Source organism: Streptomyces sp. NPDC093094 (assembly GCF_044754345.1).
In the GTDB taxonomy this organism is placed as follows: Bacteria; Actinomycetota; Actinomycetes; order Streptomycetales; family Streptomycetaceae; genus Streptomyces.
This window is the reverse complement of record NZ_JBIVOX010000025.1, coordinates 78,521-100,064: the sequence shown is the minus strand read 5'-3', so window position 1 is coordinate 100,064 and position 21,544 is coordinate 78,521. Positions and strand designations below refer to the sequence as shown.

At 71.2% G+C, this 21,544-nt stretch carries 17 protein-coding genes; 5 read left to right on the top strand and 12 right to left on the bottom strand.

The annotated features are described in order from the left end of the window. Positions 1-43 precede the first annotated feature (43 nt). Positions 44-1,087, bottom strand: a complete 1,044-nt coding sequence (locus tag ACIQGV_RS35415) for a 3-isopropylmalate dehydrogenase (protein WP_402502507.1) — start codon at positions 1,085-1,087, stop codon at positions 44-46. A gap of 143 nt (positions 1,088-1,230) precedes the next feature. Here ACIQGV_RS35415 and ACIQGV_RS35410 point away from each other — a divergent pair, with 143 nt between their 5' ends. Beyond that, entirely contained in the window at positions 1,231-2,814 is a 1,584-nt protein-coding gene (locus ACIQGV_RS35410; RefSeq protein WP_402502504.1) for a purple acid phosphatase family protein, read from the top strand. An 84-nt stretch (positions 2,815-2,898) separates the two neighbouring features. Here the strand turns inward: ACIQGV_RS35410 and ACIQGV_RS35405 are convergent, their stop codons facing one another. Together ACIQGV_RS35405 and ACIQGV_RS35400 are read right to left on the bottom strand one after the other, a co-directional pair. Further along, the gene (locus ACIQGV_RS35405) at positions 2,899-3,030 is read right to left on the bottom strand and encodes a hypothetical protein (RefSeq protein ID WP_402502501.1); all 132 of its coding nucleotides are present in this window, start codon (positions 3,028-3,030) and stop codon (positions 2,899-2,901) included. Between the two features lie 266 nt (positions 3,031-3,296). Continuing rightward, complete coding sequence (locus ACIQGV_RS35400) at positions 3,297-3,830, bottom strand: GNAT family N-acetyltransferase (RefSeq protein WP_402502499.1); 534 nt, start codon at positions 3,828-3,830, stop codon at positions 3,297-3,299. Positions 3,831-3,932: 102 nt separating this feature from the next. Here ACIQGV_RS35400 and ACIQGV_RS35395 point away from each other — a divergent pair, with 102 nt between their 5' ends. Then, the gene (locus ACIQGV_RS35395; protein WP_402502496.1) at positions 3,933-4,814 is read left to right on the top strand and encodes an alpha/beta fold hydrolase; all 882 of its coding nucleotides are present in this window, start codon (positions 3,933-3,935) and stop codon (positions 4,812-4,814) included. A gap of 112 nt (positions 4,815-4,926) precedes the next feature. Then, a complete protein-coding gene (locus ACIQGV_RS35390; protein WP_402502493.1) occupies positions 4,927-5,133 on the top strand; it encodes a DUF5988 family protein in 207 nt (68 codons plus the stop codon). A 175-nt stretch (positions 5,134-5,308) separates the two neighbouring features. Here ACIQGV_RS35390 and pruA read toward each other — a convergent pair whose 3' ends face one another. Both pruA and ACIQGV_RS35380 read right to left on the bottom strand, forming a co-directional pair. Continuing rightward, positions 5,309-6,940, bottom strand: coding sequence for an L-glutamate gamma-semialdehyde dehydrogenase (pruA, locus tag ACIQGV_RS35385; protein WP_402502490.1), 1,632 nt, complete (start codon positions 6,938-6,940; stop codon positions 5,309-5,311). A gap of 33 nt (positions 6,941-6,973) precedes the next feature. Next, positions 6,974-7,900 (bottom strand): proline dehydrogenase family protein, encoded by a 927-nt coding sequence (locus tag ACIQGV_RS35380; protein ID WP_402502488.1) that lies wholly within the window; start codon positions 7,898-7,900, stop codon positions 6,974-6,976. A 163-nt stretch (positions 7,901-8,063) separates the two neighbouring features. Between ACIQGV_RS35380 and ACIQGV_RS35375 the strand changes: the two genes are divergently transcribed. Continuing rightward, complete coding sequence (locus ACIQGV_RS35375) at positions 8,064-9,245, top strand: PucR family transcriptional regulator (RefSeq protein WP_402502485.1); 1,182 nt, start codon at positions 8,064-8,066, stop codon at positions 9,243-9,245. A gap of 70 nt (positions 9,246-9,315) precedes the next feature. Here the strand turns inward: ACIQGV_RS35375 and ACIQGV_RS35370 are convergent, their stop codons facing one another. Beyond that, the gene (locus ACIQGV_RS35370; protein ID WP_402502483.1) at positions 9,316-9,897 is read right to left on the bottom strand and encodes a TetR/AcrR family transcriptional regulator; all 582 of its coding nucleotides are present in this window, start codon (positions 9,895-9,897) and stop codon (positions 9,316-9,318) included. A 98-nt stretch (positions 9,898-9,995) separates the two neighbouring features. On the opposite strand from ACIQGV_RS35370, the gene ACIQGV_RS35365 reads away from it, so the two are divergent. Further along, positions 9,996-11,558, top strand: a complete 1,563-nt coding sequence (locus ACIQGV_RS35365) for an MFS transporter (protein WP_402502481.1) — start codon at positions 9,996-9,998, stop codon at positions 11,556-11,558. 80 nt (positions 11,559-11,638) lie between these two features. On the opposite strand, the gene serA is transcribed toward ACIQGV_RS35365, so the two are convergent. From serA to ACIQGV_RS35335, 6 genes are all read right to left on the bottom strand, one after another. Continuing rightward, a complete protein-coding gene (gene serA / locus ACIQGV_RS35360) occupies positions 11,639-13,228 on the bottom strand; it encodes a phosphoglycerate dehydrogenase (RefSeq protein ID WP_402502478.1) in 1,590 nt (529 codons plus the stop codon). Between the two features lie 235 nt (positions 13,229-13,463). Next, complete coding sequence (gene ilvC / locus ACIQGV_RS35355; protein ID WP_402502540.1) at positions 13,464-14,462, bottom strand: ketol-acid reductoisomerase; 999 nt, start codon at positions 14,460-14,462, stop codon at positions 13,464-13,466. Positions 14,463-14,583: 121 nt separating this feature from the next. Further along, the gene (gene ilvN / locus ACIQGV_RS35350) at positions 14,584-15,108 is read right to left on the bottom strand and encodes an acetolactate synthase small subunit (protein WP_402502475.1); all 525 of its coding nucleotides are present in this window, start codon (positions 15,106-15,108) and stop codon (positions 14,584-14,586) included. Between the two features lie 20 nt (positions 15,109-15,128). Beyond that, complete coding sequence (locus tag ACIQGV_RS35345; protein ID WP_402502471.1) at positions 15,129-16,982, bottom strand: acetolactate synthase large subunit; 1,854 nt, start codon at positions 16,980-16,982, stop codon at positions 15,129-15,131. A 235-nt stretch (positions 16,983-17,217) separates the two neighbouring features. Beyond that, a complete protein-coding gene (locus tag ACIQGV_RS35340) occupies positions 17,218-20,190 on the bottom strand; it encodes a putative bifunctional diguanylate cyclase/phosphodiesterase (RefSeq protein ID WP_402502468.1) in 2,973 nt (990 codons plus the stop codon). 390 nt (positions 20,191-20,580) lie between these two features. Continuing rightward, the gene (locus ACIQGV_RS35335) at positions 20,581-21,543 is read right to left on the bottom strand and encodes a 2-hydroxyacid dehydrogenase (RefSeq protein ID WP_402502465.1); all 963 of its coding nucleotides are present in this window, start codon (positions 21,541-21,543) and stop codon (positions 20,581-20,583) included. Position 21,544 lies beyond the last annotated feature (1 nt).

Below are 21,544 nucleotides of genomic sequence, written 5' to 3'. Positions count from 1 at the left end.
CGGAATGCGACCCGGCGGCTTCGATGCGGATCGAGTGCCCGGGTCAGCCGGCTACTCGTACGGCGAGCGCGTCGCCGATCTCGGTGGTGCTGCGGGCCGGCTTGCCGACGCGCTCGGCGAGGTCGGCGGCGACGGCCTCCTCGATGCGGTCGGCCTCGGCGTCGAGACCGAGGTGGCGCAGCAGAAGGGCGACGGACAGGACCGTGGCGGTCGGGTCGGCCTTGCCCTGGCCCGCGATGTCCGGGGCCGAGCCGTGGACCGGCTCGAACATCGACGGGAACTCGCCGGAGGGGTTGATGTTGCCGGAGGCCGCGACGCCGATGCCGCCGGAGACGGCCGCGGCGAGGTCGGTGACGATGTCGCCGAAGAGGTTGTCGGTGACGATGACGTCGAACCGCTCCGGCTGGGTGACCAGATAGATGGTCGCGGCGTCGACGTGCATGTACTCGGTGGTGACCTCGGGGAACTCCTCGGCCACCTTGTTGAAGATGTTCGTCCACAGGTGACCGGCGAAGGTCAGCACGTTGTTCTTGTGGATCAGCGCCAGCTTCTTGCGCGGGCGGGCCTGGGCCCGGGCGAAGGCGTCACGCACGACACGCTCCACGCCGAAGGCCGTGTTCACCGAGACCTCGGTGGCGACCTCGTGGGGGGTGCCCTTGCGGATGGTGCCGCCGTTGCCGGTGTACGGGCCCTCGGTGCCCTCGCGGACCACGACGAAGTCGATCTCCGGCTGGCCGGCGAGCGGGGTGGCGACGCCGGGCAGCAGCTTGGAGGGCCGCAGGTTGACGTGGTGGTCGAAGGCGAAGCGGAGCTTGAGCAGGAAGCCGCGCTCCAGGACGCCGGACGGCACCGAGGGGTCGCCGATCGCGCCGAGCAGGATCGCGTCGTGCCGCTTCAGGGCGTCGAGGTCGGCGTCGGTGAGGGTCTCACCGGTGGCGTGGTAGCGCCGGGCGCCGAAGTCATAGTCCTCGGTCTCCAGCTTGACGTCCTCGGGAAGGACGGCGGAGAGGACCTTCAGACCCTCGGCCACCACCTCCTGGCCGATGCCGTCACCGGGGATCACTGCGAGATCGATGCTGCGAGACATGCGGGGAACCCTACTCCTCGTCCCATGCAATGACATGCGCTGTCCGCCATCCGGACACCCGGTCGGCGGTGCATGTCCTCTCGTCGGGCGGCGTTCACCCGTATGTGGCAGCCCCGTCGCGCACTGCGGGAAGTGTCCATGGCATGGAGACACCCGACTTCGGCATCCCCGAGCGTCTCGTCCGCGGGATGAACATGGCGGAGCAGCACGAGTACCTGCGGACGAGGCTGTCCCGGCGCCGCACGCTGGTGACCGCGGGCGCGGTGGCGAGCGGGCTGCTGACCGGATGCACGGCCGCCACCGCGGCCGACCGCCCGGCGTCCACGGCCACCCCGGCCTCTCTCGCCCCCGCCCCCGCCACGTCGGCGGCTTCCGGCGCGGCGGTGACGCCCTTCGGCCGCCATCTCTCCTTCGGCGCGGACCCGCGCACCACGATGCGGATCTCCTGGCAGGTGCCGGCCGCGGTGCACAGGCCCTACGTCCGGCTCGGCGCGAGCCCCGACGCGCTGGGCCAGCGGATCGAGGCCGAGCTGCGGAATCTGCACACCCCGGGCGTGGCGGGCGTACGGCCGGAGGTGGAGCAGTACTACGTGCACGCGGCGCTGGAGAACCTGCTGCCGGGCACGACGTACTACTACGGCCTCGGGCACGAGGGCCTCGACCCGGCCGACCCGGGCCTGCTCGCCGCGGTGGCCTCCTTCCGCACGGCACCCGCGCGGGGGGAGTCCTTCGTGTTCACGGCGTTCGGCGACCAGGGCGTGGGCGACGGGGCGGCGGCGCTCGACCGGCAGCTGCTGGCCGCGCAGCCGGCCTTCCATCTGCACGCGGGAGACATCTGCTACGCGAACGCCAACGGCCGGGGCACCACGGCGGACGGCTACGACCCCCTGTTCTGGGACCGGTTCTTCCAGCAGAACGAACCGGTGGCCCGGTCGGTGCCCTGGATGGTGACGACCGGCAACCACGACATGGAAGCCTGGTACTCCCCCGAGGGCTACGGCGGCCAGCTCGCCCGCTTCTCGCTGCCGGACAGCGGATTCGACCCGCGGCAGGCGCCGGGCGTCTACTCCTTCGTCTACGGCAACGTCGGCGTCGTGGCGCTGGACGCCAACGACGTGTCGTACGAGATCCCGGCGAACCTCGGCTACAGCGAGGGCCGGCAGACGGCCTGGCTGGAGCGGACGCTGCGCGGGCTGCGGGAGTCGGAGGACGTCGACTTCGTGGTCGTCCACTTCCACCACTGCGCCTACTCCACGTCCGCGCACGCCTCCGACGGCGGGGTGCGCGCGGCCTGGCTGCCGCTGTTCGCGCAGTACGAGGCGGACCTGGTGATCAACGGGCACAACCATGTGTACGAGCGCACCGACGCCATCAGGGACGGCGAGGTCGGCCGGCGCGTGCCGATCGGCGGCTCCACCGATCCGTCGCGGGACGGCACGGTGTACGTCACCGCCGGCGGAGGCGGCCGCGATCCGTACGGCTTCCCGGTGGGGGCGGAGGACAGCTACGAGGGCCATGTCCGCGACAGCGAGTCCCTGGACACGTTCCACTGGACCCGCTCCAGGCAGCCCCAGCCGGAGACCGTGGAGTGGTCACGGGTGCGCCACCGGGGCTTCTCCTTCCTCTCGGTGGAGGCGGAGAGCGGTCCGGCGCCCCGGCTGAAGGTGTCGGCGCGGACGCACACGGGCCTGCGCATCGACCATTTCGAGGTGCGGCGCGGACACTGAGGACCTGTCCCGCAGGTCGCTCCGGTCCGCGCCGCACCTCGCCCGGGTGCGGCTCCCGGCGTCCTGAAGTGTGCCGCGGTGGGCTCAGTGGCCGGTCGAGCCGCCGTTGTCGCGGCGGTCGAGGGCGCGCTGGAGGGCGGCGGCGGCCTGCTTGCGGTCGGACTCGCTCGTACGGGAGGCGTGGCGGACGCGGCGGCGGACAGTCGTCTCGGCCATGAGGGATCGACTCCTTCGGAGAACCGGAGTGCGGAGAACCGGGGTGCACCGGAGTGCAGCGGAACAGAGGTGCGGAGGAACAGGGGGTGACGAGACGCCGGAAGGGGCGGGGAGCTCTGGCCGCAGGGGTTGCCTGCATCGGGCCCGGCTCACGACCGCCGTTCGCTTGATCGAGCGAGACGTTCGGCTCCTACAAAGCTAAGGGAGCGGCACGCTTCTGTCTCCACAATTACTCGGACTTCCTACTATCTGAGACGGCCGCCTCCTCACAGGACGTCGCCGTCGCGCCAGTCGAAGAGCAGAGGGGTGTCCGCGCCGGCCTCCGCGGCGGGCGCGGGCCACACATAGGTGGAGCCCTCCTCGTCGGGCAGGCGGACCACGCCCTCCGGGCCGAGGGCGCCGAGCGGGCCGGACCAGGCGTGCCAGCCGCGGGCCTCGTAGAGCAGGGCGCCCTCGTCGCTCGCGGAGAGGGCACCCAGGTCGTAGGCGCGGGCGATCACACCCTCCAGCGCGTCCATCACCCGGCCGCCGAGCCCGGTGCGGCGCACGTCCCGGCGTACGGCGACCCCCTCGACGTAGCCGACCCGCAGCCAGCGCCCGTGCAGCCGGGCGCGGCGCATCACCACCGCGCCGTGCGCGGCCAGACCCCGGCCGTCGTGCACGAGGGCGTGCATGCCGCCCAGGGCGTGCTCCCAGTCCTCCTCGGCGAGGCCGCCGTCGAAGGCGTCGTGCAACAGGGCGCGCACGGTGCGGAGTTCGACGGGTTCGAGTGCGGACGTGTGTGCGATGCGCAGGGTCACACCGGCATTGTCGGACGCGCCGCGCCCCGGCGTCGACCCGTCGCGTATCTAACCTTCAAAAATCTCTTGACTGGTTAGATCATCGCGCGCCATGATTCCGTCATGACCACTCACCGGGTTCACCACCGCACCGTCACCGTCCGGGGCCACGAGGTCTTCTACCGCGAGGCCGGACCCGAGGACGCGCCGGCGCTGCTGCTGCTGCACGGCTTCCCCAGCAGCTCGCACATGTTCCGGGACCTGATCCCCCTGCTCGCGGACCGCTACCGGGTGATCGCCCCCGACCACGTCGGCTTCGGCCGCTCGGCGACGCCGGCCGCCGCGGAGTTCCGCTACACCTTCGACGAACTCGCGGAGATCACCGGTGAGTTCACCGAGCAGCTGGGCCTGAAGCGGTACGCCCTGTACATCCAGGACTACGGCGCCCCGATCGGCCTGCGCCTCGCCCTGGCCCACCCGGACCGGATCACCGCGATCGTCACGCAGAACGGCAACGCCTACGAGGACGGCCTCGGCGCCGAGGCATGGGCGCCGGTGCTGGCGCTGATCGCCGGGCGGACGCCGGAGACGGAGGCGGCGGTGCGGGAGATCTACACCCTCGACGGCATCAAGTGGCAATACCTGCACGGCGTTCCGGAGGATCAGCACGACCTGGTCAGCCCGGACGCCTACGAGCGGGACGCGGCCGAGGTGTCACGCCCCGGCCAGGCCGAGATCCAGCTCGACCTGATCTCCGACTACGGCTCGAACTTCGCTCTGTACCCGGCCTTCCACGCCTACTTCCGCGAGAGCCAGGTCCCGCTGCTCGCGGTGTGGGGCGGCCACGACCAGGTCTTCGTCCCGGCCGGCGCCGTCGCCTTCCTGCGGGACCTGCCGAAGGCGGAGATCCACCTGCTCCCCACCGGCCACTTCGCCCTGGAGACGCACGCGGCGCAGATAGCCGGCCTGATGCGGGACTTCCTCGGCCGGACCGTGGAGGGGTGAGGCCCGCGGGGCCGGCCCGGCCCCGGCCTGAACCCGGACAGGGATCGCCCACACGGCTGATCATCCGGGCGGGGCCTCACCTGCTGCCGCCGTCAGGGGAACACGTGAGGTCATGAACGACACGGAGAAGGTGTTTCTCGAAGGCGGCCCGGACGATCTCCCCGAGCGGATCGTCCCGGTCCCGACCCCAGGCCCCGATGTGAAGATCGAGCTCCGCAACGGCTACGAGCACTTCCGGCCGACCTCGCGCGGGACGGACACCCCGGCGGGCAGGCTCCCCGTCTACGAATGGTGGGAGCGCACGGAGATGCCCGGCTGAGGGGCGGGCGACGGCGAAGCACTTCTTCCTTCCGGCGGCCCGGCCGCGGCAGCGGCCCTGCGCCCGTCGGCCCGCCCCCGTTCCCGGCCCGGGCACGACACCGCCCCCGGCCCGGAGGGGGGATCCGGGACGGGGGCGGGGTTCGGGGACGGGCAGGAGCCCGTCGCGGGGGGTGTCAGCCCATGTGCGGGTAGGTGTAGTCGGTCGGCGCGACCAGCGTCTCCTTGATGGCGCGGGTCAGCGTCCAGCGCATCAGGTTCTGCGGGGCGCCGGCCTTGTCGTTGGTGCCGGAGGCACGGCCGCCGCCGAAGGGCTGCTGGCCGACGACGGCGCCGGTGGACTTGTCGTTGATGTAGAAGTTGCCCGCGGCGTAGCGCAGCTTCTCCATCGTGTACGCGGCCGCCGCGCGGTCGCCGGAGACGACCGAGCCGGTGAGGGCGTAGTCCGACACCGACTCCATCTGGGTCAGCATCTCGTCGTACTTGTCGTCCTCGTAGACGTGGACGGCGAGGACCGGGCCGAAGTACTCGGTCGTGAAGACCTCGTTCTCCGGGTCGGTGCACTCGATGACGGTCGGGCGCACGAACCAGCCCACCGAGTCGTCGTAGGAGCCGCCCGCGACGATCGTGCAGGCCGGGTCGGACTTGGCGCGCTCGATGGCGGCCTTGTTCTTGGCGAAGGCACGCTCGTCGATGACGGCGCCGATGAAGTTCGACAGGTCGGTGACGTCACCCATGGTGAGGTAGTCGACCTCGGCCGCGAACTCCTCCTTGAAGCCGTCGTTCCAGATGGACGCCGGGATGTAGGCGCGGGAGGTCGCCGAGCACTTCTGGCCCTGGTACTCGAAGGCGCCGCGGGTCAGCGCGGTCTTGAGCACGGCGCGGTCGGCCGACGGGTGGGCGACGACGAAGTCCTTGCCGCCGGTCTCACCGACCAGACGCGGGTAGGAGCGGTACTTCTCGATGTTGGTGCCGACCGTCTTCCACAGGTACTGGAAGGTCTTGGTCGAGCCGGTGAAGTGGATGCCCGCGAGGTCCCGGTGCTCCAGCGCGACCTCGGAGACCTCGATGCCGTCGCCGGTGACGAGGTTGATGACGCCCTTGGGCAGGCCCGCCTCCTCCAGCAGCTGCATCAGCAGCACGGCGGCGTGGGTCTGGGTCGGGGACGGCTTCCAGACGACCACGTTGCCCATCAGGGCCGGGGCGGTCGGCAGGTTGCCCGCGATGGCCGTGAAGTTGAACGGCGTGATCGCGTAGACGAAGCCCTCCAGCGGGCGGTGGTCCAGCCGGTTCCACACGCCCGGGGAGTTCGCCGGGGGCTGCTCGGCCAGGATCTGGCGGGCGTAGGCCACGTTGAAGCGCCAGAAGTCGACGAGCTCGCAGGGAGTGTCGATCTCGGCCTGCTGCGCGGTCTTGGACTGGCCCAGCATGGTGGAGGCGGCCAGCGTCTCGCGCCAGGGGCCCGCCAGCAGCTCGGCGGCGCGCAGGATGATCGCCGCGCGGTCGTCGAAGGACATCGCGCGCCAGGCCGGGGCGGCGGCGAGGGCCGCGTCGATCGCGTCCTGCGCGTCCGCCTGCGTGGCGTTGCGGTAGGTACCGAGGACGGCCTTGTGGTTGTGCGGCTGCACGACCTGGAAGACCTCGCCGCCGCCCATCCGCTTCTCGCCGCCGATGGTCATCGGCAGGTCGATCGGGTTCTCGGCCAGCTCCTTGAGCTTGGCCTCCAGACGGACGCGCTCGGGCGAGCCCGGGGCGTAGCCGTGCACCGGCTCGTTGACGGGGGTGGGGACCTGGGTCACAGCGTCCATGTGTTCCGTAACTCCTTGGTTGAGCGGTGTGGTTCAGCCCTTGGTGATCATGCTGCGGACGAAGAAGCGCAGGTTGGCCGGCTTCTCCGCGAGGCGGCGCATGAAGTAGCCGTACCAGTCGGTGCCGTAGGCGGTGTAGACGCGCATGCGGTGGCCCTCGGCGGCCAGACGCAGGTGCTCGTCGCTGCGGATGCCGTACAGCATCTGGAACTCGTACTCGTCGAGCTTGCGGCCGGCCTGGCGGGCGAGCTCCTGGCCGATGGAGATCAGGCGCGGGTCGTGGGACCCGATCATCGGGTAGCCCTCGCCCTCCATCAGCGTCTTCAGGATGCGCACGTACGCCTTGTCGATCTCCTGCTTCTGCTGGTACGCGACCTCGGCGGGCTCCTTGTAGGCGCCCTTCACGATGCGCACGCGGCTGCCGTTCGCGGCGAGGCGGCGGGCATCGGCCTCGGTGCGGAAGAGGTACGCCTGGATGACGCAGCCGGTCTGCGGGAAGTCCTTGCGCAGTTCGTCGTGGATGGCGAACATCGAGTCGAGGGTGGTGTGGTCCTCGGCGTCCAGGGTGACCGTGGTGCCGATCGCGGCGGCGGCCTCGACGACCGGGCGGACGTTGGCGAGGGCCAGTTCGTGACCGCCGGGAAGGGCCTGCCCGAACATCGACAGCTTCACCGACATCTCGACGCGCTCGCCGAGGCCCAGGTCCTTCAGGTGCTCGATCAGCTCCAGGTAGGCGTCCCGGGCGGCGGTGGCCTGCTCCGGGGTGGTGATGTCCTCGCCGACGACGTCCATGGTCAGTTCGAGACCCTTGCCGGTCAGCTCCCCGACGATCGGGACGATGTCGGCCACGGTCTCACCGGGGATGAACCGGTCGACGACCTGCTTGGTGACCGGGGCCGCCGAGATCAGGCGTCGCATCCGGTCGCTGCGCGACGCGGCGAGAATCACGGGACCCAGCACGGGGAACCTCCACAGAACGGGTGAAACAGGCCGGAACCCTGCGAGTCGGGTACGGCACGGAGAACCACCGTGAAACCTAAGGATCCCTCCGATCCTGTGCCATCGACAGCTGTCACGCATCCGTGCCACGGTTCTCAGACATATGTATGAAGGACCTTCGGACATGGGGCAGAATGCCCGGGTGACGCCGGAACACAGAGGCGACTACCAGGAGCTGGTCGACGAGATCTCCGAGCTCCTGGGCGCGCCCGCGACGCTGGAGAACCGCGACTTCGAGCTGCTCGCGTTCGGGGCGTACGACAGCGAGGACGAACTGGACGCGTCCGCGCTGGACCCGGTGCGCGCCCGCTCGATCCTCACCCGCCGCTCCACCCCGGCGGTGCGCGCCTGGTTCGAGGGCTTCGGGATCACCCGGGCGACCGGCCCGGTGCACATCCCGCCCACCCCGGAGGCGGGCGTGTACCGCGGCCGGGTCTGTCTGCCGGTGCGCCACCGGGGCGTCGTGCTCGGTTACGTGTGGCTGCTGGAGGACGAACCGGGCCCCGGCGGGGACCGGCTGGCGGCGGCGATGGAGGTGACCGGCCGGATCGGCGCGCTCCTCGCGGACGAGGCACAGCACGGCGCCGATCTGACCCGTGAGTTCCGCGCGGTGCTGACCGCCGAGCGGGGCTGGCAGCAGGACATGGCCGTGGCGGCGCTGCGGACGGCGCTGGGGCCGCGCGGGGAGGGCCCGCACACGGTGGTGTGCGTCGCGCCCTGGCCGTCGGCCGACCCCGACGACGCGCCGTCGGCCCGTACGGTGCCGCACGCGACGGCCCTGTGCACGGTTCCGTGGGGCGCACAGGGGCACTGCCTGGCGATGCTGGTGCGGCTGCGCTCGGCGGACGTCCGCGCTCCGGCGCTGACGGCCGCCTCGCGGCTGCTGCGGGAGGGCGCCGGCGCGGCCGGTGTGGGCGAGGTCCGCCCCGGGCTCGCCGACCTGGGCACGTCCTGGCGGCAGGCGTCGGCGGCGGCCCGGGCCGTGCTCGCCGAGCCCGGTCTCGGCCCGGTCGCCGAGTGGTCCCGCATCGGCCCGTACCGGCTGCTGACCTCGCTCTCCGCCGAGGCCGGGCACGATCCGGCCGTGGCCCCGCTGCTCTCCCCCGCCCAGCGCGAGCTCGCCCGGACGGCGGAGGTCTACCTCGACCACGCGGGCCAGGCCGGCCGCACCGCCGCCGCCCTGGGCATCCACCGCCAGACCCTGTACTACCGTCTGTCCCGCGTCGAGCAGCTCACCGGCCTGGACCTCGACGACGGCGAGGACCGGCTGCTGCTGCACATGGCGCTGAAGGCGGCACGGCTGTAGGGGACACGGCCGCGGGGGACACGGCCGCGGGGGACACGGCCGCGGGGGACACGGCCGCGGGGGACACGCGTCACGCGGGCCGGAAGCCCTCGGCGACGCGGCGCAGGCCCTCGGTGAGCTGGCCGGCCTCGGGGGCGCTCTTGGGGTCGAAGGTCCACTGCATCAGCAGGCCCATCATCAGGGTCAGGTAGAAGTAGCCCGTGGTGTCCACGGTCTCGTCCGTGACCTCCTCCTCGGGCACACCCGTGAACAGGGCGACGATGCCGCGCGCGGCCTCCCGCTGCGCCCGGGCCAGATGCTCGCGCAGCTCGGGAAGCTGGTCGCCCATGGCGACGATCTCCACGCTGAGCCGCCACATCGAGCCCGAGTCCCGCATGGTGGCGATGATGTTCGTCCACACCTCCTGGAACCTCTCCATGGACCCCGGTGCACCCCGGACCTCGATCACGCCTCCGTCGAAGGCGACGGACATGCCCTCCACCAGCTCGACGTACGCCTGGGCGAGCAGCGCGTCCTTCGAGCCGTAGTGGTAGCCGATGGAGGCGAGGTTGGTCCCCGACTCCTTGACGATGTCGCGCGCCGTGGTGCGCGCGAACCCCTTCGCCAGCAGGCAGCGCTTGGCGCCTTCCAGCAGATCCTCACGGTGTCCCATGCCCGTCAGCCTAACGCCCGATCCATACAGGCGTCCCATACGGATGACTTATACATCCGTTCTAGACAGCCGTTTAATACAGCTGTACATTCCTCGGCATGACGAACCCGACGAGCGCCACCACCTCACAGCCCGCCCGCGCCGGGCGCCGCGAATGGACCGCCCTCGGCGTGCTGATGCTGCCGCTGCTGCTGGTCTCGATGGACGTCTCCGTCCTGTACTTCGCGATCCCGTCGATCAGCGCGGACCTGGAGCCCAGCGGCACCCAGCAGCTGTGGATCTTCGACATCTACGGCTTCGTCCTGGCGGGCCTGCTGATGACGATGGGCTCCCTCGGCGACCGCATCGGCCGCCGCCGGCTGCTGCTGATCGGCGCGGCCGCGTTCGGCACCGCGTCCCTGGTCGCGGCCTACGCCGACAGCGCCGAGACCCTGATCGCGGCCCGCGCGGTGCTCGGCATCGGCGGCGCGACCCTGATGCCGTCGACCATGGCGCTGGTGCGCACGATGTTCACCGATCCGGCCCAGCGCACCAAGGCCATCGGCCTGTGGTCCGGCGTGATGACCGGCGGCATCGCGCTCGGCTCGGTGATGAGCGGTGTCCTCGTCGAGCACTTCTGGTGGGGCTCGGTCTTCCTGGTCAACCTGCCCGCGATGGTCCTGCTGCTGCTCGTCGGCCCCTTCCTGCTGCCGGAGTCGAAGAACCCCGCGCCGGGCCGGTTCGACCTGCTGAGCGTGCCGCTGTCCATGGCGGCGGTGCTGCCCGTGATCTACGGCCTGAAGGAGATCGCGGCCGAGGGCTGGAACGTGCGCCACGTCGTCGCCGTCACCGTCGGTCTGCTCTTCGCGGTGTTCTTCTTCCAGCGCCAGCGCACCGCCGCCTCGCCGCTGATCTCGCCGGCCCTGTTCCGGGGCCACGGCTTCACCCCTGCGGTCGCCCTCAACCTCGTGTCCGCCTTCGGGCTGATGGGCTCGGCGTACTTCACCACGCAGTACCTCCAGTCCGTCCTCGACAAGAGCGCCCTGGAGGCGGCGCTGTGGAGCCTGCTGCCGTCGGTCCCCATCGGGCTCGCGGCACCGGTGAGCGCGGGACTCGTGCAGCGGGGTGTGCCGCGGGGCCATGTCGTCGCCGGGGGCTTCACGGTCGCCGCGTCCGGCTATCTGATGCTCTCCCTGACCGGCACGGACGCCATGTGGCTGCTGCTCGCCGCCTGCGGGGTGCTGGCCAGCGGAATCGTCGCGGTGATGTCCCAGCTGGCCGACCTCGCGCTGAGCACGGCCCCCGTGGAGAAGGCGGGCGCGGCCTCCTCGCTGATGGAGACGGGCACCGAGTTCGGCGGCGCCCTGAGCATGGCGGCGCTCGGCTCCATCGGCACGGCCGTCTACCGCTCCGACATGCCGGGCTCCGCTCCGGAGCCCGCCCGGGAGACGCTCGGCGGTGCGCTGGCCGTGGCCCGGCAGATGCCGGGCCGCACGGGCGAGGCACTGGCGACGGCGGCACGCGAGGCGTTCACCCACGGGATGCAGACGGCGGCGGTCGTCGGAGCGGTCCTGCTCCTCGCGGCGGCGGCGCTGGCCGCGCTGGGCCTGCGCGGCATCCAGGTGCGGGAGCAGACCCCGGAACCGGAACCGGAGCAGGCGGCGAAGCCGGCGGCGGTCTGAGCGGGGGGAGCACGCCGAAGGGGCCGATCCGGTGGATCGGCCCCTTCGGCGTGCTGTGCGTGGCGGTGTGCGCCCCGGCCTCAGGTCAGGTTCACCGACCGCGCCGACGTCGCGCCGATCTCGCCGGCCAGCTCGGTCAGCACACCGGCGGGCACGGTGTCGTCGACGGTCAGCACGGCGAGGGCCTCGCCGCCCACCGCCGCACGCGCGACCTGCATACCGGCGATGTTGATGCCGGCCTCGCCGAGGATGCGGCCCACGGTGCCGACGACGCCCGGACGGTCCTCGTAGCGCAGGACGACCATGTGGTCGGCGAGCGCGAGGTCCACGTCGTAGTCGCCGACGGCGACGATCTTCTGCAGGTGCTTCGGTCCGGCCAGGGTGCCGGAGACCGAGATCTCCTCGCCGGTGCCCAGGGTGCCGCGCACGGTCACCACGTTGCGGTGGTCCGGGGACTCCGAGCTGGTCGTCAGGCGCACCTCGACACCGCGCTCCTGCGCGAACAGCGGGGCGTTGACGTAGGAGACCGTCTCGTCGACGACGTCCTCGAAGACACCCTTGAGCGCGGAGAGCTCCAGCACCTTCACGTCGTACTGGGTGATCTCGCCGTAGACCTCCACGTCGAGGCGGACAGCCACCTCACCGGCGAGCGCGGTGAAGATACGGCCGAGGCGCTCGGCGAGCGGCAGACCCGGCTTGACGTCCTCGGCGATGACACCGCCCTGGACGTTCACCGCGTCCGGGACCAGCTCACCGGCGAGCGCGAGACGCACCGAGCGGGCGACGGCGATACCGGCCTTCTCCTGCGCCTCGTCGGTGGAGGCGCCGAGGTGCGGGGTGGCGACGACCTGGTCGAACTCGAACAGCGGGGAGTCCGTGCAAGGCTCCTTCGCGTACACGTCGAGGCCGGCGCCGGCGACGCGGCCCTCCTTCAGGGCGGAGTACAGCGCCGCCTCGTCCACGATCCCGCCGCGCGCGGCGTTGACGATGCGCACACTCGGCTTGACCTTGCGCAGCGCCTCGTCGCCGATCAGACCGACCGTCTCGGGGGTCTTGGGCAGGTGGACGGTGATGAAGTCGGAGACCTCCAGCAGCTCGTCCAGCGTCAGGACCTTCACACCCATCTGTGCGGCGCGGGCCGGCTGGATGTAGGGGTCGTAGGCGACGACCTTCATCCCGAAGGCGGACATGCGCTGCGCGACGAGGGCACCGATCCGGCCGAGGCCGACGACACCGAGGGTCTTCTCGGCGAGCTCCACACCCGTGTACTTGCTGCGCTTCCACTCGCCGTTCTTCAGCGCGGCATTGGCCTGCGGGATGTGGCGGGCGGTGGCGACGAGGAGACCGCAGGCCAGCTCGGCGGCGGTCACGATGTTGGAGGTGGGGGCGTTGACGACCATCACGCCGGCCTTGGTGGCGGCGGAGACGTCCACGTTGTCCAGGCCGACGCCGGCTCGTGCGACGACCTTCAGCTTGTTCGCGGCGGCGATGGCCTCGGCGTCGACCTTGGTGGCCGAGCGGATCAGGATCGCGTCGACGTCGGCGATGGCCGGCAGCAGTTCGGCGCGGTCGGCGCCGTTGCAGTGGCGGATCTCGAAGTCCGGGCCAAGCGCGTCCACGGTCGCGGGCGACAGCTCTTCAGCGATGAGTACGACAGGTTTCGAGCTCACGTGAGTCCTCACAAGTCCAAAGCATGCGGACGGCCGTCCCGACGGCCGCAGGCGGAGGAGGGGGCTAGCCGCGTGGAAGACGCACGACGCTGTGGGCCTGACGCGTATGTTGTGCAGCAGTGTAGTGGCGCCGCGAAGTGCGTTCTTCGCCTCTGCGGAAGGATCACCCGTCCGTGGCTGGACGGGTTGGACAACGGGGCCGGAGCGATCCGCCCCGGCCCCGCCGTCATGAGGCTCACGCCTCCTCGTTCACCCAGCTCATCAGCTTGCGCAGCTGCTTGCCGGTGGTCTCCAGCAGGTGCTCGGAGTCCTGGTCCTTGTACTCGTTGTACTTCTTCAGGCCGCCGTGGTACTCGTCCATCCAGTTCCGGGCGAAGGTGCCGTCCTGGATCTCCGCGAGGACCTGCTTCATCTCGGCCTTGGTGGCGTCGGTGATGATGCGCGGGCCGGTGACGTAGTCGCCCCACTCGGCCGTCTCGGAGACGGACCAGCGCATCTTCTCCAGGCCGCCCTCGTACATCAGGTCGACGATCAGCTTCAGCTCGTGCAGGCACTCGAAGTAGGCGATCTCCGGCTGGTAGCCGGCCTCGACCAGGGTCTCGAAGCCCGCCTTGACCAGGGCCGCGGTGCCACCGCAGAGAACGGCCTGCTCACCGAACAGGTCGGTCTCGGTCTCCTCGGTGAAGGTGGTCTTGATGACACCGGCGCGGGTGCCGCCGATGGCCTTGGCGTACGACAGGGCCAGCGCGAAGGCGTTGCCGGTGGCGTCCTGCTCGACCGCGGCGATCGCGGGGACGCCGCGGCCCTCCTCGTACTGGCGGCGCACCAGGTGGCCCGGGCCCTTCGGGGCGACCAGGGCGACGTCCACGCCGGCCGGGGCCTTGATGAAGCCGAAGCGGATGTTGAAGCCGTGCGCGAAGAACAGCGCGTCGCCGTCCTTCAGGTTCGGGGCGACGGACTCCTCGTAGACCTTGGCCTGGATCGGGTCCGGGATGAGGATCATGATGACGTCGGCCTCGGCGGCGGCCTCGGCCGGGGTCACCACGCGCAGGCCCTGCTCCTCGGCCTTGGCCTTGGACTTGGAGCCCTCGTGCAGACCGACCCGCACGTCGACACCGGAGTCGCGCAGCGACAGGGCGTGGGCGTGGCCCTGGGAGCCGTACCCGATGACCGCGACCTTGCGGCCCTGGATGATGGACAGGTCGGCGTCGGCGTCGTAGAACAGCTCGGCCACTTTGGGTTCTCTCCTCAGGAGTGCGGTGTTGCGTCCCACCGTATGACGGTGGCGGGAAGGGAAGTCTGGGGGTCTCGGCATACGGGCGGGCGGCGGCGCGCCGACCACCCGTACGCGGGTCCTACGCCGACCGGTCGAGAGCGCGCAGCGACCGGTCCGTGATCGAACGGGCGCCACGGCCGATCGCGATCGTGCCGGACTGGACCAGTTCCTTGATGCCGAACGGCTCCAGCATCTTCAGCATGGCCTCCAGCTTGTCACTGGAACCGGTGGCCTCGATCGTGACGGCCTCCGGGGAGACGTCGACGGTCTTGGCGCGGAACAGCTGGACGATCTCGACGATCTGGGAGCGCGTCTCGTTGTCGGCGCGCACCTTCACCAGGACGAGTTCACGGGCGACGGCCTGCCCGGGCTCCAGCTCGACGATCTTCAGCACGTTGACGAGCTTGTTGAGCTGCTTGGTCACCTGCTCCAGCGGCAGGTCCTCGACGTTCACCACGATGGTGATGCGGGAGATGTCGGGGTGCTCGGTGACACCGACCGCGAGCGAGTCGATGTTGAAGCCGCGGCGGGAGAACAGGGCGGCGATCCTGGCCAGGATGCCCGGCGTGTTCTCCACCAGGACGGAGAGCGTGTGCTTGGACATGTTCTGAACTCGGCTCTCTCTCAGTCGTCTTCGTTGTCGCCGAAGTCGGGGCGGACGTCCCGAGCGGCCATGATCTCGTCGTTGGAGGTGCCGGCGGCGACCATCGGCCACACCATGGCGTCCTCGTGGACGATGAAGTCGATGACGACCGGACGGTCGTTGACGGAGTTCGCCTCCTCGATGGCCTTGTCGAGGTCGTCGGGCGACTCGCAGCGGATGGCGTGGCAGCCCATGGCCTCCGACAGCTTCACGAAGTCGGGGACGCGGGTGCCGCGGGCCTGCGGGTTGACGTCGTCCGGGCCGGAGTGCAGGACGGTGTTGGAGTACCGCTGGTTGTAGAACAGCGTCTGCCACTGGCGGACCATCCCGAGGGCGCCGTTGTTGATGACGGCGACCTTGATCGGGATGTTGTTCAGGGCGCAGGTGGTCAGTTCCTGGTTGGTCATCTGGAAGCAGCCGTCGCCGTCGATCGCCCAGACGGCCCTGTCGGGCGCGCCGGCCTTGGCGCCCATGGCGGCCGGGACGGCGTAGCCCATGGTTCCGGCGCCGCCGGAGTTCAGCCAGGTGGCGGGCTTCTCGTACTGGATGAAGTGCGCGGCCCACATCTGGTGCTGGCCGACGCCCGCCGCGAAGATCGTGCCCTCGGGGGCGAGCCGGCCGATGCGCTCGATGACCTGCTGCGGGGACAGCGAGCCGTCCTCGGGCTGGTCGTAGCCGAGCGGGTAGGTGTCGCGCCAGCGGCTGAGGTCCTTCCACCAGGCGCTGTAGTCGCCCTGGTGGCCCTCGCTGTGCTCCTTCTGGACGGCCTGGATCAGATCGGCGATGACCTCGCGGGCGTCGCCCACGATCGGCACGTCGGCGGCGCGGTTCTTGCCGATCTCGGCGGGGTCGATGTCCGCGTGGACGATCTTGGCGTACGGGGCGAAGCTGTCCAGCTTGCCGGTGACGCGGTCGTCGAAGCGGGCGCCGAGCGCGACGATCAGGTCGGCCTTCTGCAGCGCCGTGACGGCGGCGACCGAGCCGTGCATGCCCGGCATGCCCACGTGCAGCGGGTGGCTGTCGGGGAACGCGCCGAGCGCCATCAGGGTGGTGGTGACGGGCGCGCCGGTCAGCTCGGCGAGGACCTTCAGCTCGGCGGTGGCCTGCGCCTTGAGGACGCCGCCGCCGACGTAGAGGACGGGCCGCTTGGCGCCGGTGATCAGCTTGGCGGCCTCGCGGATCTGCTTGGCGTGCGGCTTGGTCACCGGGCGGTAGCCGGGCAGGTCCATGGTGGGCGGCCAGGAGAAGGTGGTCTTCGCCTGCAGGGCGTCCTTGGCGATGTCGACCAGGACCGGGCCCGGGCGGCCGGTGGAGGCGATGTGGAACGCCTGCGCGATCACCCGCGGGATCTCCTCGGCCCGGGTGACCAGGAAGTTGTGCTTGGTGATCGGCATCGTGATGCCGACGATGTCCGCCTCCTGGAAGGCGTCCGTGCCGATCGCCTTGGAGGCGACCTGACCGGTGATCGCGACCAGCGGCACGGAGTCCATGTGGGCGTCGGCGATCGGGGTCACCAGGTTGGTGGCGCCGGGGCCGGAGGTGGCCATGCAGACGCCGACCTTGCCGGTGGCCTGCGCGTAGCCGGTGGCCGCGTGGCCGGCACCCTGCTCGTGGCGCACCAGGACGTGACGGACGCGCCGGGAGTCCATCAGCGGGTCGTACGCAGGAAGGATCGCACCGCCGGGAATGCCGAACACCGTGTCGGCCCCGACCTCCTCGAGAGAGCGGATGAGGGACTGCGCGCCCGTGACGTGCTCGGGGGCGGACTGGTGTCCTCCGGATCGGGGCCGCGGCTGCGGATGGTGGGCCCCGGTGGCCTGCTCGGTCATCGGCATTCTCTTCTCGATGCTGAGGGTTTTTGCGAAGTTCGTGCGGCTTGCGGCTGTTGTACAGCTTGTCCTGTGCAACAAAAAACCCCTCGTGCCGTAAGGCAAGCGAGGGGAGCGCGCCGGGTGGGTCTGCCGGGAGCCCGGGTCGGTCCGGACGTCACCAGCTTCAGCCGACGCGCTTTCCAAGTACGAGAATTCGGGTGCGCATGGCACTGACCCTCCCCCCGGCGCGCACCTACTGTCAAGTGGGTGGGACGGGAGTCTCATTATGTGAGCGGAGAGCCGTCCCGCCTCCGAAGACGGTGGTCACGCCCTCGTAGCCGCGGCCTCCTCCGCCGGCGAACGCGGGTTCGGCCGGGCCGTGCGGCACCGGGTAGCGGCCGGAGTTGAGCGCCCGGCGCAGGCGGTACTCGTCCAGCGGTCCGGCGAAGGCCATGCCCTGCCCGTGCGTACAGCCCATCGCACGCAGGGCGACCACCTGTTCCGGCAGATCGACCCCGTCGGCCACGGACTGGAGCCCGAGATCACCCGCGATGCGCAGCAGCCCACCGGTGATCTTGTGCAGCCGCGCGGACTCGACGACACCCTCGACGAGACCGCGGTCGAGTTTCAGTATGTCGACCGGCAGCCGCCGAAGGGCGGTGATCGCCGCGAATCCGTTGCCGAACCCGTCGAGCGCGATGCGGACGCCGAGCCGCTTCAGGGCGCCCAGCCGCCGCTCCAGCTCGTCCAGGCCGACCCGGGGGTCGGGGTCGGACAGCTCGATCACCAGCGCCCCCGAGGGCAGCCCGTGCCGGGTCAGCAGCGTCTCGACCGAGCCGAGCGGCAGGGAGCGGTCCAGCAGCCGGCGGGCGTTCATCCGGACGACCACGGGCACGGCGAGCCCGGTCGCGGTGCGCTCGGCGGCCTGCTCGACGGCCTCCTCCAGCACCCACCGGCCCAGTTCGGCGGTCTTCTCGCTGTCCTCGGCCACCCGCAGGAACTCCGCGGGCGTGAACAGCACCCCTTGTGAGGAGCGCCAGCGGGCCTGCGCCGCGACCGAGGTGATCCGGCCGTCCTCCAGGCACACCACGGGCTGGTGCAGCAGCGTGAACTCGCCGTCGTGCAGCGCGGCTCTCAGCCGGGTGGCCAGCTCCGCCTTGCGGACGACGTCCTGCTGCATCTGCGGCTTGTACAGCTCGACCCTGCCCTTGCCGGCCGACTTGGCCCGGTACATCGCGAGGTCGGCGTTGCGCAGCAGCTCGCCCGCACCGAGGCCGGGTTCGGCGAAGGAGACCCCGATGGAGGCGGCGACGCGGACATCGTTGCCGTCGATGACGTACGGCTGCGACAGTCTGAGCCTGAGGCGGTCGGCGAGCTCCAGGATGTGCCGTTCACGGGCCGTCCGGTCCCGGCCGCCGTCCCCGACGATCAGTGCCGCGAACTCGTCGCCGCCCAGCCTCGCGGCGGTGTCGGACTGCCGGACCGACTCATGGAGTCTGCGCGCGGCCTGGACGAGCAGTTCGTCGCCCGCCTGGTGTCCGATCGTGTCGTTGACGGCCTTGAAGCCGTCCAGGTCGATGAAGAGCACCGCCGTGCCCCGGTCGGTGGAGCGGCGGCCGGACAGGGCCTGCTGCACCCGCCGGGTGAACAGGGCCCGGTTGGGCAGGTCGGTGAGCGGGTCGTGCTCGGCGTTGTGCTGGAGCTGCGCCTGCAGACGCACCCGCTCGGTCACGTCCCGGCTGTTGAAGATCAGGCCGCCGTGGTGGCGGTTGACGGTGGACTCCACGTTCAGCCATCCGTCGTCACCGGACCTGAAGCGGCACTCGATGCGGGTGGTGGCCTCCTCGAGGGGGCTGGCGGCGAGGAAGCGGCGCACCTCGTGCACCACGCAGCCCAGGTCCTCGGGGTGGATCAGCTCGGCCAGCTCGGTGCCCACGAGATCCTCGGCGGAGCGTCCGTAGACCCCGGCGGCGGCCGGGGAGACGTACCGGAGGATGCCGTTGGGCGCGGCGATCATGATGACGTCGCTGGAGCCCTGCACCAGGGAGCGGAAGTGGTTCTCCTTCTGCGCCAGTTCCTGGGTGAGGGTGATGTTGTCGATCAGCATGATGCCCTGGCGCACCACGAGCGCGAGCACGACGGTGCCGGCGGTGAGCAGCACGACGCGGTCGACGCTGCGGCCGTGCAGGACGTTGTAGATGATGCCCAGGGTGCACACCGCCGCCGCCAGGTACGGGGTGAGCGCCGCCAGCGAGCCGGTGATGGGCCGGGCGGTGTAGCGGCCGGGATCGTGGGATGTGCGGTGCAGGTGCTGGGCGGCGCCGCGCTTTCCGGGCAGATGCTCGTGGACCACGCGTGTGTGCGGTTCGTCGTCCTCGTGGCCGGCCGGCCGGGGCGCGGCCCACGGGGCGTACGCCAGCAGCAGGGATCCGGCGAACCAGCCGGCGTCCAGCAGCTGTCCGGAGCGGTAGGCGTTGTGCAGCAGCGGCGAGGTGAACAGCGCGTCGCACATCACGGTGAGGGCGAGGGCGCCGATCGCGGTGTTGATCGCCGAGCGGTTGGCGCCGGAGCGCCGGAAGTGCAGCGCGAGCACCATGCTCACCAGCGCGATGTCGAGCAGCGGGTAGGCGAGCGAGAGGGCGGTGTGCGGCACGCTCGCCCCGTCGGCCGCCCGGGCGGTCTGCGCGAGCGCCAGGCTCCAGGACAGGGTGAGCAGGGAGCCCGCGATCAGCCAGGCGTCGAGCGCGAGGCAGACCCAGCCCGCTTTCGTCACCGGCCGTTTGGCCAGGACCAGCAGCCCCACGATGGCGGGCGGCGCGAAGCACAGGAAGAACAGATCGGCGTAGCTGGGGCTCGGCACGGGCCGGTCCAGGACGACCTCGTACCAGCCCCAGACCAGGTTGCCCAGGGCCGCCATCGCCGAGGAGAGGGCGAACAGCAGCCAGGCGGGGCGGAAGCGGACCCGGGGGTCACGGGCGTAGAGGAAGCAGGAGACCGCCGCCGCGCCCGCGGCCGCGCTGAGCCCGAAGTCACCCATGATCAGGGCGACTTGTTCGGATCCCCAGCCGATCGCGGAGCCGACGGCGTACGCGGCGCACGCCAGGGCCAGGGCCAGCCTGCGGGCCGGGCTCGCTCCACCGCCGCCGACCGCCGGCCCGCGCGCCGGCGAGGCCGGCGTCGGCCTGCCCCGCAGCGCTGTGTCGAGAGTGGTCGTGGGCGGCGGCGAGCTCACCGGTCGCTCCCGGTCCGTGCCGCGCCCTTCGGGGAGCGGTGTGCCGGATGCGTCTGCCGCCGACGGCCGTTGAGCCTGCGGTGGCTGCTGTGACGGCTGTGGTGGCCGTGACCGGTGTGGCAGTCGTGTCTGCGCGCGGCAGCGGTCCAGGGCCGCCGCCGGCGGCCTCGCCGCGTCGGATCGTTCGTCCATAGGCCGTGCATCGCCCGTCGCCCCCCTCACAGTCTGAAATGTCCGTCCCCGGCGCCGATCGGTGCGCGGCGCAGCCCCTGTCGGGACGATACACCAGTCTCGTCACTCAGGGACATAGCTTCTCTACGCTCCGTGACGACCAGCGGCGATGCGGGTACCGCCCGCATCCGGGGGACTGCGGAGGGTGCCCGCGGCGGATCACACGCCGGTTTCTCCCGTCGTCAGGATCACGTTCGCCAGGGGCTCCCGGTTCACGAATCGCCGCAACTGCCCCACGAGAAGCCGCTTCGCGCGCGGCAGGAACGCGGACGTGGGACCGCCGACGTGCGGGCTGACGAGCACCCCGGGCGCGTGCCACAGGGGGTGGCCCGGGGGCAGCGGCTCGGGGTCGACGACGTCCAGCGCGGCGGTGACACGACCGCTCTCCAGTTCGGCGAGGAGCGCCCCGGTGTCGACGACGGGCCCGCGGGCGACGTTGACGAGCAGGGCGCCGTCCTTCATCCGGGCGAGGAAGTCCTTGTCCACGAGGCCCCGGGTGCTGTCGTCGAGCGGGGTGGACAGGATGACGACGTCCGCCTCCGGCAGCAGGCCGGGCAGCTCGGCGATCGGGTGCACGGGACCGCGCGCCGTCGTGCGCGCCGAGCGCGCGACCCGCGCGACCCGCGCCACCTCGAAGGGCACGAGCCGGTCCTCGATCGCGGCGCCGATGGCCCCGTACCCGACGATCAGGACGTTCTTGTCGGCGAGCGAGGGATGGAAGGCGCCCTGCCAGTGGCCGCGGTCCTGGGCCCGTACGAAGCCGGGTACGCCGCGCAGGGAGGCCAGCGTGAGCGTGAGCGCCAGCTCGGCCGTACTTGCCTCGTGCACCCCGCGTGCGTTGCACAGCTGCACACCCGGCACCACGTCGTCCAGCCGGGACAGGACGTCGTCGACGCCCGCGGTCAGCGTCTGGACGACACGGAGGTGGGACAGCTGGGCCAGCGGCCGCACCTTCACCGGGTAGCGCTTCATGTACGGCACGACGTACACGACACAGTCCGCGGGGTCTGCGGGGAACTCCTGCTCCCCGTCCTCGCCGCCGTCCCAGAAGCGGTAGTTCAGCCCCTCGGGAAGGCCCTCGATCTCGTCCGGCGGGATGGGCAGCCACACGTCAGCAGTCATG

Excerpts from the sequence above, each read along its gene's own strand:
- ACIQGV_RS35415 (WP_402502507.1), bottom strand. The coding sequence starts at position 1,087 with ATGTCTCGCAGCATCGATCTCGCAGTGATCCCCGGTGACGGCATCGGC.
- ACIQGV_RS35410 (WP_402502504.1), top strand. The coding sequence starts at position 1,231 with ATGGAGACACCCGACTTCGGCATCCCCGAGCGTCTCGTCCGCGGGATG.
- ACIQGV_RS35405 (WP_402502501.1), bottom strand. The coding sequence starts at position 3,030 with ATGGCCGAGACGACTGTCCGCCGCCGCGTCCGCCACGCCTCCCGTACG.
- ACIQGV_RS35395 (WP_402502496.1), top strand. The coding sequence starts at position 3,933 with ATGACCACTCACCGGGTTCACCACCGCACCGTCACCGTCCGGGGCCAC.
- ACIQGV_RS35390 (WP_402502493.1), top strand. The coding sequence starts at position 4,927 with ATGAACGACACGGAGAAGGTGTTTCTCGAAGGCGGCCCGGACGATCTC.
- pruA (WP_402502490.1), bottom strand. The coding sequence starts at position 6,940 with ATGGACGCTGTGACCCAGGTCCCCACCCCCGTCAACGAGCCGGTGCAC.
- ACIQGV_RS35375 (WP_402502485.1), top strand. The coding sequence starts at position 8,064 with ATGGGGCAGAATGCCCGGGTGACGCCGGAACACAGAGGCGACTACCAG.
- ACIQGV_RS35370 (WP_402502483.1), bottom strand. The coding sequence starts at position 9,897 with ATGGGACACCGTGAGGATCTGCTGGAAGGCGCCAAGCGCTGCCTGCTG.
- ACIQGV_RS35365 (WP_402502481.1), top strand. The coding sequence starts at position 9,996 with ATGACGAACCCGACGAGCGCCACCACCTCACAGCCCGCCCGCGCCGGG.
- ilvN (WP_402502475.1), bottom strand. The coding sequence starts at position 15,108 with ATGTCCAAGCACACGCTCTCCGTCCTGGTGGAGAACACGCCGGGCATC.
- ACIQGV_RS35345 (WP_402502471.1), bottom strand. The coding sequence starts at position 16,982 with ATGCCGATGACCGAGCAGGCCACCGGGGCCCACCATCCGCAGCCGCGG.
- ACIQGV_RS35335 (WP_402502465.1), bottom strand. The coding sequence starts at position 21,543 with ATGACTGCTGACGTGTGGCTGCCCATCCCGCCGGACGAGATCGAGGGC.